Here is a 17,298-nt window from a genome sequence, read left to right as displayed (position 1 = left end):
ATCAGTTCACTCGCGAGAAGTCGGGCGTCCATGCGGGCGCGGCTGGCAATGGGGTGGGGGTAATATTGGTTGGCGTGATCACGCCGAGCTTCATCCGGGCGTACATCCTTCCTACTAATGGGCGCTTGCCACGACTTTCGATATAGAGCCACTGGCGATCATCCAGCCAGCGACGTTGGTAGGCCCTGGCCTTGTAGCCGGTGATATGCGCCAGCTCTTCGTCCGAAAGGATTTCAGCTTCCATGATTGATCTCCCTGACCCGTTGCTCGATGCCTTCGATTTGGTGGTGTTTGCTGCATTTTTGATGGGAGGCGGCCTCGACGGTTCTGAGCCGCTGGCCATCGGATACATTGGGCACGAATCTCGCGCTTAATGGGTGCGTATACCCCACAGCAGGCTGCGCGGGCAGGCGATTCTGAGCGATTAGCGTTGCATCAAGGTGCCCTGCCTCGCGCAGCTTTTCGTGGGGTATAAGTGCCTCGGCAGTGGCGCAGACAGGCTTAGTAATGCCTGCTGCTGCGCAGCAGAGAATCTTTGTTTCTTGTGCGTCGACCATGCCGACGTTGCGGAGCAAAGCGGTCGAGGCTTCGGTGGTGTGCTGGTCGCTCTTCATGCCGCTTTCCACCGATGTTCGATCGCCAGTTGGTCCATCGGTCGCTGATGGTCGGTGGCCCTCGGCACGGCCATCGATCAAGCCGCCTCGATAACCGACCCAGTAGAGAAGGGTGGCGCCCAATATGAGGCTGAGCAGCGCGCAGATTTGTATTGCGGTCATGTGGTGTGCTCCTGGCGGTTTTGCTTGGCTGGTGGTGGCAGCCGTTGTTTGGTTAGTCGTCTTGCTCGGATGGTCCGGTTTGGTTCCTGTCCATCTCTTCATCGGCCTTGTAAGCGCGGATATCGATCAGGGCAGCGGCATGGCGTATATGCACAAACTTGAGTGCCTTGCGACTGTTGTTGAGCGTGGTGACGGGTAGCTGGATGCGGCCGCTACTTATCTCCGTCAGAAGCGTCTTTTCGTTAAGGTTGCGGAAGTACTGCACGCGCAGCTTTTCCAGGGGGATAAGCACGTCGCCGAAGGTGCGGTAGAGCAGCTCTACGGTGGCCGAATCCGGTGCTGGCAGTAGCCGCAATATGGGTTGATTGTCACTACTCATCGATCTTCAGGCTCTCCATGCGTTGTTGTCGTGCTGGATGGTTCCACGCGTTGAGGCAATGGCGCTTGGTCAGCTCCCGCAAATGCTCAGGCACTTCGAGGAGCGCAGCGTTGCGTTCCTCGCGAGTGCGCATTGCGACGATTTGGCGGGCGAACTCCCTAGGCCACGTCACGGTTGTCGACCGGGATAGCGGGAAGTTCGAGGCCGAGTTGTGCAGCCAGCCATTGGATGCCTGGTTCTTTCACACGGGTCGACTGGCTGTATTGCATGCCCAGTTCGGTGTGATACCAGTTGCTGTCTTTGACGCGCAGGTACTCTCGGTCGCGGGTCGGATAGGCCGGCAAATTGCTCTCGTTGATCAGGCCTTTGTTGCGCATCAGGGTGATTAGCTTGGGACGGGTAGTGCCAAGGTATTTGGCAGTTTGGGCAAGGGTGCGCTCCATCGTTCCTCCTAAGCTGCATGCGCCGCGGGAGTCGCCACGGCAGCCAGGTGGTTGATGCATTCGATAACTTTTTCATACATCTCTACCTCGGTCCCACACACGGTGAAGCATTTGGTGCGTGGCCGTTTCACGCCAATACTCATGATGGTGGTGACACCGGTGCGCGTTTGGTTGCGATGGATGGCGATCTGTATCGGGAGTTCAAAGCCCATGTCGAGGCTTAGAGCACCACCAGTGCGTACCAGCTCGAACACTTGCTGCTTGTGCTCGGCATCGAACGCGGCATATCGACGGCTTGCGTGAGGAGGTGGCTGCAGTTCTACCGTGTTGCTGGAATCGACAGGGCCGTTGGCGATTTCTTCGATAAAGTTGGCCAACTTGAGGTGCATCTTGGGGCCGTTCTGCAGGGTCAGCGTGTGGCGTTCGCCGCCCAGTACTACGGTGAAGAGCGTGTCCGATTTGCTGCGCTCAACCTTCAGGCTAAGCGACAGTACGACACTCAGTGGTGTGGAGCGCAGCTTGTGATTGAAGGTCTCGCTCAGATTGACCTGGGCATTGAGCAGTTGCAGGGTTCGATTATCGAGCTTGAACTTGTTCATGCTGCCCGCCCTCCGTCGTTTGGATCAAACGAGGTGGGCGTGGTGTGGGCTTGTTTGGGTTTGGCAGCAATGAACGTGCAGCCGGAATCGCGGGCTAAGCGGCGAATCTCGAAGATGCGGAACGGATCAGCAACGGCCGGATGGACGTGCAGAGTGGCTGTGGTGTGCATGGTGTTGCCTCGCTCTGTGGTGGAAGAGTGAGGCAAATATCACGTATTGTGTTTATCATGTCAACACGATGTGTGATTAATCGTTCTTGTCGTGAGCGAACCGTGATGATTTCAGAATCCCGCCGACTAGGTGGACCTTCGAAACATCGTTCTGGTCTAGGTGAATGGGGCTGTGATCCTGATTAACGCTGTCGAATCGATATACGCCGTCTCTTAAATAGATGAACTCTTTAATCATTGAGCGGCCGTCATAGGTTTGAACCATGACCTCGTCGCCGGTGAGGTATGTTTTGTTCGGTTCAATGAGAACGTACTCACCGCTTTTGATTCGAGGGTGCATGCTGTCACCAATAACTCTAAGGCCATAGGCGTTCGGGTCATCGCTGTAAATGTGTAAGTAGCCATCGCCATGCCCGACAGGGAAATCTAACGCTTCGAAGTAGCCATCCATCCCCAGTTTTGCTGTGCCGACCACTGGCACCACTCCTTCCTTTGTAGGGCCTAAGGGTCTAACCGCGCTTCCAGCTGTATTTGGCGACCAGGTCGAGATGGGAGGGGCGACGTTGCCCAAGGCAGACGCAATCAGCTGTTGCGATCCGGTGCCGCTGATTAAGTCAGCAACGGATACGCCTAATGCTGGGGCGAGCACCATCAGGTCCGTTAGGTTGGGCTCTCTGAGATCGCTCTCATAATTGCCGATCCGAGATTGCGACGACCAGCCGCAGGCCGCAGCCAAACCCTGCTGGGTGAGACCGTTCTGTTTTCTGAGCCGCTTGATGCGGGAGCCTAAAGTTTCCATGTCGGTTTTTTATCACGTATTGAAATGTTTTTTTCTCACTTATCGTGTTGAAATAATCACGTTACGTGTTTAGAGTGTGCGAAGTCAAAAGGAGTCAGATTCATGAACCGAATTGCCTGCCTCAGAAAGGAGGCGCAGATAAAGCAGCGGGATTTGGGTGAGCTTCTTGGTTGGACTCAGACAAGGCTGAGCAACTACGAGTCTGGTCATAGAACGCCAGGCCTCAGTGAGTGCCGAGCTATTACCGCTGCACTGAATCGGTTGGGGGCTGTTTGCTCGCTTGATGACGTATTCCCTCCGGAATCGGATATTCCCAAAGCGGCCTAGAAAAAAGGCGACCCGAGGGTCGCCCAGTTCCTCCCGGCACACACCACCACAGTGCTGTCGGGTCGCGGTAAAGGTAGGCGGGCACACCACATGCGAACCGCTAACCTTTATCGCGCTGCCAAGGCACGGATGTCTTGGGTTGCTGCCTTCTCCACCACAGATTGGGCAGCTGTTGCGCCAGAGGTGAACGACGGATCGTTTGCCTCGGCACGGTGCCGGTTTCGATCTTGAGGATCTAGCCGGCTTTTGGGCCCTTTCAAGCCACGCGGCAAATGTATCACCACTGCAAGCCGCGCGGCACTGGCAACTTATAAGGATTAATGCCATGAGCCGAATCGCTCTGAACTGCGTTGATCGAGCAAAGCGGGAAATCCTGCCGCTCGATTTGGCGCTCTACCATGCTGCGCGGGACTACCCTGGTGGCGCCGCTGCAATCGCCGCCACCACCGGCAGAAACCCCACCACGCTGCAGCACAAACTGTCACCAACCCACCCCAGCCACGCGGTGAACATTCAGGAGTTCGGCGAAATCCTGGAGTTGACCAAAGACCGTCGCATTCTCGATGCGGTGCATGCGTTGGTGGGGGATACGACCTGGCAAGAGCTGGCCGAGGCGTACACCAACGATATGCCCGAGACGTTGACCACCGGTATCGCCGCGTACTTCCGGCAGGTTGCCGATCTGGCTGATACCTGGGCCAAAAGCATTGGTGATGGCGTGGTCTCTGACCACGAATTGGCCGAGATTCGCTTGCAGGTGTTCCGTGGCATTCAGGGGCTGCTGGGAATGTTCAACCGCGCTTCCTACGTCAACCAAACAACTCGGGGGGCGGACCGTGGCTGATATCGCTGATTTTGCGAATGACCTGGTGCAGGAGCGCCTCGATCAGGCGCTAGCTGCTCGCAATGCAGCTAAACCTGCGTCGGCCGCACACTCTTTCATATTCTGCGACAACTGCGCTGAGCCGATTCCTGAAGCTCGCCGCCTCGCCGTGCAAGGTTGCATTTACTGCGTGTCCTGCCAGATCGTTGATGAAGTTTTAGGGGGGCGACATGCTCGATGAGGTTCTCGGTCAATTCGCAAACTATGGCCTCGAGCCGGAACAGCCGCTGACTTTTGGCAAACTGACCCGCTGCAAGACTTCGCAGGACAAGGGCAAGGAAAAGAACGGTTGGTACGTGGTGCACGAACACCGCACGGAGAAGGGCGAAACGCTGATTTTTGGTAGCTTCGGTGACTGGCGCTCCGGCGAATCGCAGAAGATCAAGGTCAAGGCCGGGCGCATGAGTCCGGAAGAGCGCGAGGTCATGCGGGCTCGTCAGGAGGACGCGAAGCGGCGCGCCGCCGAGATCGCGGCCAATGCCGCACGTCGAGCGGCGAACCGTGCGGCCGGTATGTTCAAGCGTATGCCGGAGAAAGGCCGCAGCACCTATCTGGATCGAAAGCAGATTGTCGGTTTCGGCGTTCGTTATGCACCGCGCTCAGGCGCGTTTTTAGTGCCTATGTGCAACGTCCGAGATCAGATTGTTGGCCTGCAGGTGATCTATCCCGAGAAGCAGGAAGAGACCGGGCGGGATAAATCCTACTGGCCTTACGGCATGTCGAAAGAGGGGGCCTTTCACCTGATCGGCCCGCATCCGGAACCGGGCGAACCGGTACTGGTGTGTGAGGGTTACGCGACCGGCGCAAGCCTGCATATGGCGACCTCGTTGACAGTGGCCATCGCGTTTGATGCGGGCAACTTGCTCGTCATTAGTAAGGCCATGCGCGAGCGTTTCCCCGGTTGCCCCTTGATCGTTTGTCGTGATGATGACTGGAAGACCAAACGCCCGAATGGCGATGCTTGGAACCCTGGTGAAGAGAAGGCTGGCAACGCCGCATTGATCGTTGGTGGTCAGGTTGTTGGCCCAATCTTCTCGGTCGAGCGTGAAGACAAATGGACCGACTTCAATGACCTGCACATCGCTGAGGGGCTGGAAACAGTTCGCCGTCAGGTCTTGGCAGTGGTCAAGCCACCGGCAGCGGGAGGATGGAAGGATCAACTGGCCCGTACTGAAAGCGGCGCGCTGATCGCGCACATGCAGAATGTCGAGCTGATCCTCGGCAACGACGAGCGTTGGGCCGGCGTGATCAGCTTCAGTGCCTTCAGCTCGAAGATCGTGAAGTTGCGGGCCGCCCCGTATGGCGGCGGCACGGGTGACTGGGCCGACATCGATGATATCCGGGTGATGAAGTGGCTCGCGCAGCAGTACAACCTTCGGGTGAAACCCTCCAGCGTAATCGAGGCGGTCAGCGTGGTCGCTCATGACCATGCCTTTCACCCAGTGCGCGAATACCTGTCCAAGTTGGAATGGGATCGAGTGCCTCGGCTGGAAAACTGGCTGACCAATGTGATGGGCGTTGAAGCCAGCGAATACACGGCCAAGGTGGGTAAGCGCTGGATGATCTCGGCAGTTGCGCGGGTCATGAAGCCAGGCTGCAAGGCTGACTCGGTCATGATTCTTGAGGGTGGTCAGGGCGAAGGTAAATCCACAGCCATGAGCATTCTCGGTGGTGAGTGGTTTATGGATACGCCGTTTGCGCTTGGTGACAAGGATGGTTTTCAGGCGATCCGGGGCAAGTGGATTATTGAGCTGGGCGAGCTGGACAGCTTCAACAAGGCTGAGAGCACCAAGGCCAAGCAATTTTTCTCGGCGTCCACCGACACCTATCGTGAAAGCTACGGCCGCAGAAGTAATGACGTGCCACGCCAGTGTGTTTTCGTGGGTACCACCAACCAAGACGAATATCTCAAGGACGCCACCGGCAACCGTCGTTACTGGCCTGTGGCGTGTACCAAGGTCGATCTGGCCCAGCTGCGTGACATCCGTGACCAGCTGTGGGCTGAAGCAATGTTCTGTTACGAGGCGGGCGATATCTGGTGGGTCAATCGTGAAGAGGCGTCGATGTTCGCCGAAGCCCAAGATGAGCGCTTTGTGGTGGATGAGTGGGAAGGTCCGATCCTGAGTTGGCTTGAGGATTCGCAGCTCGGTGAAACCACCACCGGCAGCGAAGTATTATCCGGTCCGCTGAAGCTGGATGCCGGTCACTGGGGCAAGCCAGAACAAATGCGCGTCGGAGCGATCATGCATCGCCTGGGATGGCGGCGTGTGCGCCTGCCGGCTTTGGCCAAGAGCGGCCAGCGGCCTTGGGCTTACAAGAAGCCTGCGGGTTGGGGAGGCGCTTCAGCGTTGCAGCGCGTCGAGTTCAAGGAGCCTTGCTTTGATTAAGCGAATCGACGAGATGCTCAAGCTCTGGGCAGAGGATCTGCACAGCGACCCACAAGGCTCGGAGCTGGGCGGCGGCAACATGATCGCGATGTTGATGGAATGCAAGGGCGAGCTGATTCGCGGAACTCGCGGTAGCAGGGTGTTGCTGGACGAGTCGGCAGATATCGAGCTAATCGTGAACAAGCACCTGGCACCGCAACAGTCGGTGATCGTGCGGGAGCACTACTGCAATCACGAAAGCTTTCTGTCTCAGAAGTACACCCACTGCGGATGCAGTCGTGACACCTATTACCAGCGCCTGCATGAGGCGCATCTGTGCATTGCCGGCATGCTGATGGGGAAGGCTGCGTGACCCCAGGCATTACTCCGGCAGTCGTCGCCCCACTGGCCCGCCTTGTCCCGCTACGTTTTGACGTAGTGGGACAAGCGCGGGCCGCGTCGTTGTTGGGCTGTCCCACCGTCCCGCCCGCAGAAGTGCCCCGCCCGTGTGAGCGTAGCGGACAGCATCACGCGCCAGTGGCGCGCACGCGTGTTCTTCAATTTCCTTCTTTACATGAGAAAAGAGTAAAGAAGGTAGGACAGTGGGTCAGAGCATTGAATTCAGGCGTTCTCAAGCGTCCCACTTCGATTCTGAATAGTGGGGCTGGAAGGACAGCGCAAGAGGAGCAGGTAGCCGAGGGGTGTATTCGTCTACATTGCTAGGGCGTTGGGTACATATTCAGCGGTGGCATTAAAACTAGCTTGCTGCCACCGGAATCGACCTGTAAAAAGTACACATCTTCGATAGGTGCGACCGCAGAGAGCGGCAGGCACCACACACTTAACCCGGCCCTAGCGTCGGGTTTTTGCGTTTATGGGGTAGGGCGATGACGAACGAGCAGCAAGCGCTGGCAGAGATGCCGATTTGGTTGGTGATCGTCCTCGCGTTGGTCGGCGGCGTTTCGGGTGAAATGTGGCGAGCCGACAAGGATGGCGCGCGCGGCTGGGCGTTATTGCGGCGCCTGGCGCTGCGGTCCGGTGCCTGCATTGTCTGCGGGGTGTCAGCGATGATGTTAATGATCGGCGCCGGCATGACGATTTGGACCGCCGGCAGCTTGGGCTGCCTGACCGCGATGGCCGGCGCCGATGTCGCCATCGGCCTGTACGAACGTTGGGCAGCCAAGCGGCTCGGCGTCTGCGAAGTGCCGCCCGCCGACGGCAAGCAGGGGTGATGCACCGGTTTGGGGCGCCGAAAACTGCCGGGGACCCTGGGGTTATTCAGGGGGTACGGGGTCGGAAACCCGCGGGAAAGTGTTAGCGGACAGTTCACCAGCTTAGTGAACTGGGGTGAACAGGTGAACCCCCCGAATTCATTAGGTGAACAGGACATTCCATCATGACTGTAATCAGCAAAACGGAGTTTGCCGCACGGCGTGGCTGGGCTAAATCGTATGTTTCCAAGTTGGCTAATCAGGATCGGTTGGTGCTGACTGAGGATGGCAAGGTGGAGCTGGAAGCCACCGAAGCATTGCTGGCTGAGTCTGCCGACCCAAGCAAAGCCGCCGTCGCCGACCGACACGAACGGCTTCGTCTTCAGCGGGAAGCTCAAATCACCGCCGAAGAACCTGCGGTACCGCAAGTAGGGCAGGCAGCGGACTTTCAGAAGTCTCGAGCTCTACGGGAGCATTATCTGGCCCTGCAAGAGCAAGCCAACTTTCACAAACAGCAAGGTTCATTGGTCGAGCGCGTCGCGGTGGAAACTGGTGCCTATAACGCGGGCCGCCTGTTGCGGGATCAACTGCTGGGCATGCCCCCGCAGCTTGCACCGGAACTCGCCGTCATGACCGACCCTTGGCAAATCGAAAAGCATTTGACGGCGGCTATTCGTCGCTCGCTTGAGGACGCAGAGCGCTTATCCTCGGCGGATCTTGAACACGCCCTGACCACGAGTTAAGCCCATGCCCACGGAAATCCCTGACGGTGCAGAGGTGTACCGGGAGGCATATTTCCGTGGTCTGCATCCAGACCCGGACGTCTGGATCGATGAGTGGGCCGACGAGTACATGCGCATCCCGCGTGACACTGGTGCCGCCGAGCCCGGCCAATACCGCACCTCGCGCACACCGTATGCCCGCGAGCCCATGCGTTGCCTGTCGCCGGCTCACCCCTGCAAGCGCGTGGTCACCATGGTGGCCTCGCAACTGATGAAAACGCAGATCGCTTTGAACTGGATCGGCGGCCTGATCCACATGGCGCCATCCAATATCCTAACCCTGTTGCCAAGCCTCGGCCTGGCCAAGCGGGTGTCCTCGCGGATTGGTAAGACCATCAAGGCCACACCGGTATTGCGTGAACGTGTGGCGTCCAGCCGATCGCGGGATTCGCGCAACACCATGGACACCAAGGAGTTCGAGGGTGGTTCGTTGTATGTGACTACCGCAGGCTCCGCAGCGAACCTGTCAGAGCTGTCGGCGCGCTATGTCTACGGCGACGAGATCGATCGTTGGGAAGTGGACATCGGCGAGGAGGGCGACCCCATCGAGCTGGCTGAAACCCGGGGCAGTACCTTTGGCCGCAATGCGAAGTTTTACTTCTCCAGCTCACCGACAATCAAAGGCGCCTCGCGGATCGCGGATCTGTTCGAGGGCAGTGATCAGCGTCACTACTACGTGCCATGTCCGACCTGCGGGCACATGCAAACCCTTGAGTGGGAACGCCTGCATTACTCAAAGGACTACAGCGTGGTGCATTACCAGTGCGCCGGTCCTGACTGCGACGTGCTGATTGATGAGTACCACAAGGGCGAAATGCTCGCCCAGGGCGAGTGGCGAGGCCATGCCGAAGGCGATGGCGAGACGATCGGCTTCCACCTCAATGCGCTGTATTCGCCGCTGGGCTGGATGGACTGGAAGTCACTGGCCAAGCAGTTCGAAAAAGCCAAGAAGGCACAGGCCAAAGGCGACCTTGAGCCCATGCAGGTGTTCTACAACACCCGTCTGGCGAAGGTCTGGGATAGCGCACAAGAGCAAACCAAAGCCGATGTGCTGAGACAAAGAGCTCGGTTGGAAAGCTACGGTCTGGGGTCGATGCCGGCCGGTGTTCTGATGTTGACCGGCTCCGTCGACGTCCAGGCCAACCGCCTGGAGTTTATGGTGATGGGCTGGGGCATCGGTATGGAGCGTTGGATTGTCGACTTCCAGGTCGTGCCAGGCGACCCCGCAGATGAGCGCACCTGGGCTGCCTTGGACGAATTGCTCAAGGCTAAATATCGCCATCCGTGTGGTGTTGGTCTGGGCGTTCTTGCTACGGCTGTCGATTCCGGCGGTCACCACACCGATGAGGTCTACCAGTTCTGCCGCGTTCGCCGCTGGCGAAACGTGTTCGCCATCAAGGGCGCGAGCAAGCCCGGAAAGCCGGTGATTGCTCAGCGTCCATCGATGGTCGACGTGACTTGGAAAGGTCAGACCGAACGCAACGGCGCCGAGCTGTGGTTTGTCGGTACCGACACCGCGAAGGACTGGATTTACAACCGCTACCCATTCGAGTCGGGACCGGGTGCATTGCACTTTGCCAATGACCTGCCGGACGACTTCTTCGACCAGTGCGTCGCGGAGCGCAAGGTCGCGCGCTACGTGCGTGGCCACAAGCGCATCGAGTGGGTCAAGGGCAAGGCCGAGCGCAACGAAGCGCTCGACCTGATGGTGTACTGCCTGGCCATGGCGCATTACCTGGGCCTCAATCGCTACAAGGAACACGACTGGGAGCGGGTGCGCCAGTCCCTGGCGCAGTCTGGATTGTTCGACGAAGCCTTGGGCATCAAACCCATTCAAGGCGAACGCGTTAGCAGTACCGGTCAACCCACGCCTGCTGCTGCACCGCAATCGACTCCACAACTCGCTGCTCCAGTTGTGCAATCGCGACTCGCAGCACCACCACCTCAACGCCGCAGCTCCAGCAGCGGTTACCTGAAGAGACGCTGATATGTCATTTACCCAGAAGCACCTCGACGCAGTTGAGGCGGCGATCGCTCGCGGTGAAAAAACCGTGCGCTATGCGGACCGTACCGTGGAGTACCGCACGGTTGATGAATTGCTCAAGGCTCGTGAAGAGATCCGCACGTCGTTGGTCAATGCCGCCGGGCCGCGTTCGCGCGTGGTCCGACTGTGTCATGGAGGCAAAGGACTCTAATGGCCCGCCACTATCCGACGCTAACCCGCAACGGATTCGTATTGCCGTCGAACATCAAGGCCAGTTATGAAGGCGCCGGGGAGGGCCGACGGTCTGCTGGCTGGGATGCTCCCGACAACGGAATCAACAGCATCAACACCCCGGCACTGCGTAACCTGCGGTCGCGTTCCCGGGCAGCGGTTCGCAATGACCCGTATGCCTTCAACGTGATCGACAAGCGCGTCAGTAACTTGATCGGTACCGGCATCACGCCGAGACCGAAGACCGACGACGAAGTCCTGCGAAAGTTGCTGCAGGAGCTTTGGGATGATTGGATTGATGAGTCGGACGCCGATGAGCGCACCGATTTCTACGGTCAGCAGGCATTGGCGGCTCGAACGGTTGAGACCTCGGGCGAATGCTTTGTTCGGCTGCGACCTCGCAGTCTGGATGAAGGACTCGCGGTTCCGTTGCAGCTCCAGATTCTGGCCCCGGAATTCGTGCCGCATGACAAGTTCGAAACCACCAAAAGCGGCAACATCATCCGCGCCGGGATCGAGTTCACCCCAGGCGGCAAGCGTGTGGCGTACTGGATGTACCTGTCGCATCCGCGTGATGCCTCATCGCTGAACGCCGGTTACAACCAGCTGGTGCGGGTACCTGCGGCACAGGTGTTACACATCTTTGAGCCGGTCGAGCCAGGCCAACTGCGCGGCGTGCCTCGATTGTCACCGGTGCTCAAGCGCCTGCGCAGTCTCGACAATTACGACGACGCGGTGTTGTTCCGCCAGGAAGTGGCCAACCTGTTTGCCGGTTTCATCAGCCGCCCGGCTCCAGATTCAGGTCCGGTACCGCGCGATCCAGTGACGGGACAGCCACTGACCACCGACGGCGATGGCTTTACGCCGATGGTGGCGCTGGAGCCCGGCACGATGCAGGAGCTGGGTCCAGGTGAGGAAGTCGAATTCTCTAAGCCGCCGGATGCGGGCAACAACTATCCGGACTTCATGCGTCAGCAACTGATGGCTGCGGCTGCCGGCACCGGGACGCCTTACGAGATCCTCACCGGCGACATGCGCGAGGTCAATGACCGGGCGTTGCGCGTGGTGCTCAACGAGTTTAGGCGCCGTCTGGAGCAACTGCAGTTTGGTGTCTATGTGCACCAGCTCTGCCGCCCAGTGCGGGCGGCCTGGATGGACATGGCGGTGCTGTCGGGTGTCTTGGTGCTGAGGGATTACGCACAGCGTCGCCGTGAATACCTGCGCACACGCTGGGTGCCACAAGGCTGGGCCTACATCCAGCCGGTGCAGGACGTCCAGGCGCGGCGCATGGAAGTGCAGGCCGGGTTTTCCTCGCGTAGCGAGATGGTTCTCCGCACCGGCTACGACGCGGAAACGGTCGATGCGGAAAACGCCGCCGATCTGGCCCGGGCCACGCGTCTGGGTCTCAACTACAACACTCTCGACGCCGTCGACCCCATCGACGAAAAGGAGCAACCATGAGCAAAAAAGCGCGACCGCGCATTTACAACCGCGCAGGCAAGCAGGTGCAGGTGCAGGACAAGACCTGGTACGCCGTGCAAGCCAATGGTGAAGCCGCCGGGCGAGTGATCGAAGTTTTCGTTTATGGCGAGATCGGCGCCTGGGGCATTACTGCCAATCAGTTTGTGCAGGATCTGCGCGCCATGGATGACGGCGTCTCGCCGGTGATCGCGGCGTTCAACAGCATCGGCGGCGACTTGTTTGATGGATTGGCCATGCACAACGCGTTGTCGCGGTTAGGAGAGCGCTGCACCGGCCGCATTGATGCGCTGGCCGCCAGTGCGGCCAGCGTCGCGGTGTGCGGCGCACACAGGGTCGTCATAGCGGCCAACGCCATGTTGATGATTCACAACCCATGGACCTACGCGGCCGGGGATGCCGAAGACTTTCGTCAGGTGGCCGACGTGCTCGACCAGACCATGGAAGCGATCATTGCGGCCTACAAAGCGAAGGCCCCAGACATCGATGAGGTCGAGTTGCGGCGGTTGGTCGCTGCTGAAACCTGGCTCACCGCCAATGAAGCAGTGGCTCTGGGTTTGGCCGATGAGGTCGGCGACGGGCTCAAGGTCAAAGCCTGCCTCGGCCAGGGTGGTGTGCTGCAGCGTTTCCAACACGTACCGGCTGAACTGCTGGCCCAGCTCGACGAGCCACCAGAGGCGGATCCGGAGGAAGTTGTCGACCCGCCACTGACACCGCTTGTGGTCGACTCGACCAAGTTGGCTTTGATGATCACTCAGCGTTGCACGGAGGCGGGCATCAGCAACTTGGTCGCACCACTGCTCAGCTCGACCAAGCTTGAAAGCGAGGAAATCGTGCAGGCTGGTTTGACCCGCGCGAAGGCGGTGAATGACCTGTGTGTGGCCGCGCGACTGCCAGAGTTCAGTGCCGAATATGTCGCTGCTGGTTTGGATGCCGCAGCGGTTAGGGCACGCTTGTTCGACAAGATCGTCGGCAGCGGCAAAGGCTTCGAGATCGACAACAGCGTGCCGCTGGACAACGACCCGGCGCCCAAGGTGTTGGCCAAACAACCTGATCCCACTTCGATCTGGGCTGCTCGACAAGCCGCTCAATCTGGTACTGCGCACGGCGCGAAAGGAGCAAGACCATGACCATTAAAAAAGAACCGATCCACGCCGGTGAGTTCCTGCTGTCCGAAGGCGCTGGAAACATCTCGCGGGAAACGATCAACGTTGCTGCCGGCCCTGCGTTGTATCCGGGCCAGATCCTCGGCCTGGTGACGGCCTCCGGCAACTTTGCGCCTTACTCTCCAGACGCTGAAGACGGCAGCGAAACGGCTGTCGCTATCCTCTTCGGTCCGCTGGGCGAGTCCGATGTCGTGCGCCGTGGTCGCGCGGTGGTGCGACTGGCGGAAGTCAGCGAGGTGCATCTGACCGGGCTCGACCTCGCTGCGGAAACGGCGCTGGCCAGTCACTTTCTGATTGTTCGCTAAGACGATCAGTTCACTTTATGCACCCCGCCTTGAGCGGGGTTTTTCATTTCTGGAGAGCACCCATGGCCGATATCGCCATTTTTGACGACGAAGCGTTCACCGTGACCGCGCTGACTGCTGCACTGAACGATCAGCCTTATTTGCCGGGGCGCATCAGTGCTTTGGGTCTGTTTCGCGAAGAAGGGGTCACTACCTTAACCGTGCAGATTGAAAAGGACGGCGACACCCTGGCGCTGGTGCCTGCCGGTGAGCGCGGTAGCTCAGGCCTGGTGGTCGCGGCCAGCAAGCGCAACCTGATCCCGTTCAACACCGTCCACTTGCCGGAACGCTTCACCATCAAGGCAGACGAGATTCAGAGCATTCGTGCGTTCGGTACCCGCACCGAGTTGCAGGCGGTGCAGGATGTGGTCAATGCACGGTTGGCCAAAGCGCGTCGCCAGTTAGATGCGACCCATGAATTCCAACGCATGGGCGCACTCAATGGCCTGATCCTCGATGCCGATGGGCAGACGCCGCTGTTGAATCTCTACGATCGCTTTGGTGTGCAGCGTCAGAAACTACCCATGGAGTTGGCGGACCCAAGCACAGAGCTGCGGGTTAAATGCGTTGAAGCGCTGGATATGCAAGAAGACGCGCTCGGCAGTGTGACCAGCACCGGTTCCCGCGCGTTCTGCGGCAAGAACTTTTGGAACAAGCTGATTGTTCACGAGTCGGTCAAAGAGACCTACCTCAACAGTCAGCAAGCAGCGGCGTTGCGCGGTGATGCCCGTGAGAGCTTCGAGTTCGGCGGCATTGTCTGGGAACGCTACCGTGGCAAAGTCGCCGGCGTGTCGTTTGTCCATGACGACAAGGCGCTTCTGGTACCCGAGGGGGTTCCTGATTTGTACATCTCTGTGTTTGCTCCGGCCGACTACATGGAAACGGTCAACACCCAGGGCATTCCGTACTACAGCATGATCGAGCCGCTGCCGTTCAACAAAGGTATGGCCGGCGAAGCACAGTCCAACCCGTTGCACCTGTGCACTCGGCCTCGTGCTCAGATCCTCTTGGAACTCTGACCATGAGCTTTCGGGACCTGGTCGAAGACATCGACAGCACCGTGTTCGGCACCCTGGCTGATACTGGCTACATCGAAGGTCGCCAGGTCCTGGGCATGTTCTCTGCCCCTTGGCTTCAGCCGCAAATGGGGCGGCTGAACACCGGCCTGCGGGAGCCACGCTTCGTCATCCGTGTGGCCGATGCCGAGGGTGTGGACAAGGCGCAGGTGGTGCGTATCGATTTGCCGGCGCTGGATGGCGGCGGCGTGTACACGCTGGTCAATGTCGAACCCGGCGGGGATGGCCTGGTGGCACTGATATTGAGGATGCAGGCATGAGTGTTGGGAGTTACTACAAGACATCCGCCAGCAGCGCAATGATCACGCTGCAGCCTTCAGCCTCCGATCTACAGGCATTCCAGGAGTTTGCCGCACGGGTGCCAAAGGCTTCAGCCGTTGCCCAGCGACGGGCTATCAACAAGACCCTCGGTTGGTTGCGCACCCAGATCGCGCGTACGGTCGGTAAACAGGAGCGCATAGCGGTGGCTGCAGTTAGGCAACGGCTGCGCAGCTACCCGGTCAAGGGTGACACCGGACAAGGCAAGCTCTGGTTCGGTATCAACCCCATCGAAGCCAGCCGGACCGGTCGACCTCGGCAGGGCAAGGCGGGCGTGTCGGTGGCCGGTCGTCGGTACCGTGGTGCGTTCTTCAAACGGGTTTACGGGAGTCGGGCCGATATCTGGATACGCACCGGCAGCAAGCAATTTGCTGCCGATGATTACCCAGACACTCACGCGTCCACCGGAGGTGGCCACCGCTCTGGATGGATTTCGGAAAACGACAACCGATTCCCCTTGGCGAAAGCCAAGGTTTCGCTCGAAGACGTTCGTCCGCATTTCGAGTCATGGACCCGGCGTGCCAATGAACGCCTGCTGGTGGTGCTCAAGCAGGAGCTGAATTTTGAACTGCAGAAGTATTTAAAGGGGAGTTCACGTGTCTGATCAACCATTCAGCCTGGATCAACTCTACAGCGCAATCGAGCAACATTTACGCGAGGCATTGCCTGCTGTGCAGTACGTCGCGACCTGCCCGGATATCCGGGACCGGGTGGCCCTGCCGGCCGTGTTTCTTGAGCTGGCCGAGTTGGAACCGGGTCGAGACATCGGTACCGGCGAGACGACACTGGTGGCCAAGTTCGAAGCACGGGTGATCGTGGCGCCTGAGCAGGCCCATCATCAACAGAAGGCAGCGCACTTGGCTGCGCAAATTGCGGTGCTGCTGCGCACGCAGAGTTGGGGCTTGGCGGTGGATCCTGCCGAGTTTATTCAGGCCTCGCAAGACTGGACCAAACCCGAACTGGATGGTTACACCGTCTGGGTCGTGGAATGGACTCAGCAAATCTACCTGGGTGAGATCGAATGGCCCTGGCCGGACGAGCCGCCCGGCTCGCTGCTGTTCGCCATCCACCCGGGCCCGGTTGATCCTGATGTGCCGCTGGTGGCGCTGGAGGATGCATGAGTTACGCCGGCGCCGAACATGACCGCATGCTGGCCGGGCTGGTCAAGCCGTGCTACGTGGTTGCTCTGGACCTGGCAGCGGTGCCGCCGGTGTGTCGGGTGTCGGACGGCGAATGGATCAGCGCCTGGGTGCGCTGGCACAGCCTGGCGGCCGGCAAGGCGCGGCACTGGCGAGTGCCCAGCATGAACGAGCAGGGCGCATTGATCAGTGCCAGCGGTGACGTGTCGCAAGGCACCTTTGTGCCGGGGCTGTACGGCAACGCGGGACCGGCCCCGGACACCCGCGACCATGTCGAGCGCTGGCTGTTCGACGATGGCGGCTCGCTGACTTACGACTGGCAGGCCAAGCGGTACAGCATTGTCCTGCCGAGCGGATCGGTGGAAATCGCGGTCGGCAGTTCGGCCGCGACCGTGACCGATAACGCCGTGGTGGTGACGTCCGGTGCGATCGCCCTGGACGGTGACGTCACGATTTACGGTGACGTGTTGATCAATGGCGCGTTACGCGTAACGGCCGACATTCTCGGCGGCGGATCGATCATCGACACCGCTGGCAACACGCCGAACCACCAGCACTAAACGCAACCCTTTAGCCAGCCCGCCGCGTGCGGGCTTTTTGTTATCAGGAGACAACTGTGGCCAATCCCACTACCCCCAAGGCCGAGGCGGAAAGCCCGCGGCCGATCGCTTACCAGGACACCGCGTTCACGTCGCGCACCCTGATCATGCGCAGTGGCCGACAGCATGCGGTGGTCGCCGGCCAGGTTAGCGTCAGCAGTGCCGATGCCGAGGCGCTGGCGTTCCTCGACAAAGCCCCGGCTTTCCAGCGCTTGCCGGAGTAAACC

General features: G+C 59.5%; 25 protein-coding genes. 18 read left to right on the top strand and 7 right to left on the bottom strand.

Translation table 11 applies throughout. The features are described 5' to 3' along the window. Position 1 precedes the first annotated feature (1 nt). From F8N80_RS01450 to F8N80_RS01425, 7 genes are all read right to left on the bottom strand, one after another. Positions 2-244 carry a DUF4224 domain-containing protein gene (locus F8N80_RS01450; RefSeq protein ID WP_150783058.1) on the bottom strand — a complete coding sequence of 81 codons (243 nt, stop codon included), beginning with the start codon at positions 242-244 and terminating at the stop codon, positions 2-4. Beyond that, positions 234-776, bottom strand: a complete 543-nt coding sequence (locus F8N80_RS31080; RefSeq protein ID WP_191632848.1) for a hypothetical protein — start codon at positions 774-776, stop codon at positions 234-236. Before F8N80_RS31080 ends, F8N80_RS01450 begins: the two co-directional genes overlap by 11 nt. A 52-nt stretch (positions 777-828) precedes the next feature. After that, positions 829-1,155 (bottom strand): pyocin activator PrtN family protein, encoded by a 327-nt coding sequence (locus F8N80_RS01440; RefSeq protein ID WP_150783057.1) that lies wholly within the window; start codon positions 1,153-1,155, stop codon positions 829-831. A 158-nt stretch (positions 1,156-1,313) separates the two neighbouring features. After that, complete coding sequence (locus tag F8N80_RS01435) at positions 1,314-1,598, bottom strand: phage antirepressor KilAC domain-containing protein (protein ID WP_150783056.1); 285 nt, start codon at positions 1,596-1,598, stop codon at positions 1,314-1,316. A gap of 8 nt (positions 1,599-1,606) precedes the next feature. Further along, positions 1,607-2,197: a hypothetical protein gene (locus F8N80_RS01430; RefSeq protein ID WP_150783055.1), complete on the bottom strand. Its 591-nt coding sequence runs from the start codon at positions 2,195-2,197 to the stop codon at positions 1,607-1,609. Beyond that, entirely contained in the window at positions 2,194-2,367 is a 174-nt protein-coding gene (locus tag F8N80_RS31075; RefSeq protein WP_191632838.1) for a hypothetical protein, read from the bottom strand. The genes F8N80_RS01430 and F8N80_RS31075 overlap by 4 nt, the downstream gene beginning before the upstream one ends. Before the next feature lie 76 nt (positions 2,368-2,443). Beyond that, positions 2,444-3,166: an XRE family transcriptional regulator gene (locus tag F8N80_RS01425; RefSeq protein ID WP_150783054.1), complete on the bottom strand. Its 723-nt coding sequence runs from the start codon at positions 3,164-3,166 to the stop codon at positions 2,444-2,446. 102 nt (positions 3,167-3,268) lie between these two features. Between F8N80_RS01425 and F8N80_RS01420 the strand changes: the two genes are divergently transcribed. The 18 genes from F8N80_RS01420 to F8N80_RS01335 all read left to right on the top strand — a co-directional run bounded on the left by F8N80_RS01420 (position 3,269) and on the right by F8N80_RS01335 (position 17,295). Next, the gene (locus tag F8N80_RS01420; protein WP_150783053.1) at positions 3,269-3,493 is read left to right on the top strand and encodes a helix-turn-helix transcriptional regulator; all 225 of its coding nucleotides are present in this window, start codon (positions 3,269-3,271) and stop codon (positions 3,491-3,493) included. Positions 3,494-3,818: 325 nt separating this feature from the next. Beyond that, a complete protein-coding gene (locus F8N80_RS01415; protein WP_191632837.1) occupies positions 3,819-4,337 on the top strand; it encodes a phage regulatory CII family protein in 519 nt (172 codons plus the stop codon). Further along, positions 4,330-4,557, top strand: a complete 228-nt coding sequence (locus F8N80_RS01410) for a TraR/DksA family transcriptional regulator (RefSeq protein WP_150783051.1) — start codon at positions 4,330-4,332, stop codon at positions 4,555-4,557. The genes F8N80_RS01415 and F8N80_RS01410 overlap by 8 nt, the downstream gene beginning before the upstream one ends. Next, a complete protein-coding gene (locus tag F8N80_RS01405) occupies positions 4,547-6,763 on the top strand; it encodes a VapE domain-containing protein (protein ID WP_150783050.1) in 2,217 nt (738 codons plus the stop codon). The genes F8N80_RS01410 and F8N80_RS01405 overlap by 11 nt, the downstream gene beginning before the upstream one ends. Further along, complete coding sequence (locus F8N80_RS01400; RefSeq protein WP_150783049.1) at positions 6,756-7,115, top strand: PA0613 family protein; 360 nt, start codon at positions 6,756-6,758, stop codon at positions 7,113-7,115. The genes F8N80_RS01405 and F8N80_RS01400 overlap by 8 nt, the downstream gene beginning before the upstream one ends. Before the next feature lie 514 nt (positions 7,116-7,629). After that, a complete protein-coding gene (locus F8N80_RS01395) occupies positions 7,630-7,974 on the top strand; it encodes a phage holin family protein (RefSeq protein ID WP_150783048.1) in 345 nt (114 codons plus the stop codon). Between the two features lie 164 nt (positions 7,975-8,138). Next, positions 8,139-8,696 (top strand): terminase small subunit, encoded by a 558-nt coding sequence (locus tag F8N80_RS01390; protein WP_150783047.1) that lies wholly within the window; start codon positions 8,139-8,141, stop codon positions 8,694-8,696. Between the two features lie 4 nt (positions 8,697-8,700). Further along, positions 8,701-10,722: a phage terminase large subunit family protein gene (locus F8N80_RS01385; protein ID WP_150783046.1), complete on the top strand. Its 2,022-nt coding sequence runs from the start codon at positions 8,701-8,703 to the stop codon at positions 10,720-10,722. Between the two features lies 1 nt (position 10,723). Continuing rightward, a complete protein-coding gene (locus F8N80_RS01380) occupies positions 10,724-10,930 on the top strand; it encodes a phage head-tail joining protein (protein ID WP_150783045.1) in 207 nt (68 codons plus the stop codon). Continuing rightward, entirely contained in the window at positions 10,930-12,411 is a 1,482-nt protein-coding gene (locus F8N80_RS01375; protein ID WP_150783044.1) for a phage portal protein, read from the top strand. Before F8N80_RS01380 ends, F8N80_RS01375 begins: the two co-directional genes overlap by 1 nt. Then, positions 12,408-13,559, top strand: a complete 1,152-nt coding sequence (locus tag F8N80_RS01370) for a head maturation protease, ClpP-related (protein ID WP_150783043.1) — start codon at positions 12,408-12,410, stop codon at positions 13,557-13,559. Before F8N80_RS01375 ends, F8N80_RS01370 begins: the two co-directional genes overlap by 4 nt. Beyond that, positions 13,556-13,900, top strand: coding sequence for a head decoration protein (locus F8N80_RS01365; RefSeq protein ID WP_150783042.1), 345 nt, complete (start codon positions 13,556-13,558; stop codon positions 13,898-13,900). Before F8N80_RS01370 ends, F8N80_RS01365 begins: the two co-directional genes overlap by 4 nt. A gap of 62 nt (positions 13,901-13,962) precedes the next feature. Beyond that, the gene (locus F8N80_RS01360) at positions 13,963-14,958 is read left to right on the top strand and encodes a major capsid protein (RefSeq protein WP_150783041.1); all 996 of its coding nucleotides are present in this window, start codon (positions 13,963-13,965) and stop codon (positions 14,956-14,958) included. A gap of 2 nt (positions 14,959-14,960) precedes the next feature. After that, complete coding sequence (locus tag F8N80_RS01355) at positions 14,961-15,275, top strand: head-tail joining protein (RefSeq protein ID WP_150783040.1); 315 nt, start codon at positions 14,961-14,963, stop codon at positions 15,273-15,275. After that, positions 15,272-15,937 carry a hypothetical protein gene (locus F8N80_RS01350; protein ID WP_150783039.1) on the top strand — a complete coding sequence of 222 codons (666 nt, stop codon included), beginning with the start codon at positions 15,272-15,274 and terminating at the stop codon, positions 15,935-15,937. Before F8N80_RS01355 ends, F8N80_RS01350 begins: the two co-directional genes overlap by 4 nt. Then, positions 15,930-16,454 (top strand): hypothetical protein, encoded by a 525-nt coding sequence (locus F8N80_RS01345; RefSeq protein WP_150783038.1) that lies wholly within the window; start codon positions 15,930-15,932, stop codon positions 16,452-16,454. Before F8N80_RS01350 ends, F8N80_RS01345 begins: the two co-directional genes overlap by 8 nt. After that, complete coding sequence (locus F8N80_RS01340) at positions 16,451-17,032, top strand: phage baseplate assembly protein V (RefSeq protein ID WP_150783037.1); 582 nt, start codon at positions 16,451-16,453, stop codon at positions 17,030-17,032. Before F8N80_RS01345 ends, F8N80_RS01340 begins: the two co-directional genes overlap by 4 nt. A gap of 56 nt (positions 17,033-17,088) precedes the next feature. Further along, on the top strand, positions 17,089-17,295 hold the full coding sequence (locus F8N80_RS01335) for a hypothetical protein (RefSeq protein ID WP_150783036.1): 207 nt from the start codon (positions 17,089-17,091) through the stop codon (positions 17,293-17,295). The last annotated feature ends 3 nt before the right edge of the window (positions 17,296-17,298 follow it).

The organism is Pseudomonas fluorescens (assembly GCF_902497995.1).
GTDB lineage: Bacteria > Pseudomonadota > Gammaproteobacteria > Pseudomonadales > Pseudomonadaceae > Aquipseudomonas > Aquipseudomonas fluorescens_BK.
This window is presented reverse-complemented; position numbering and strand designations above follow the sequence as displayed.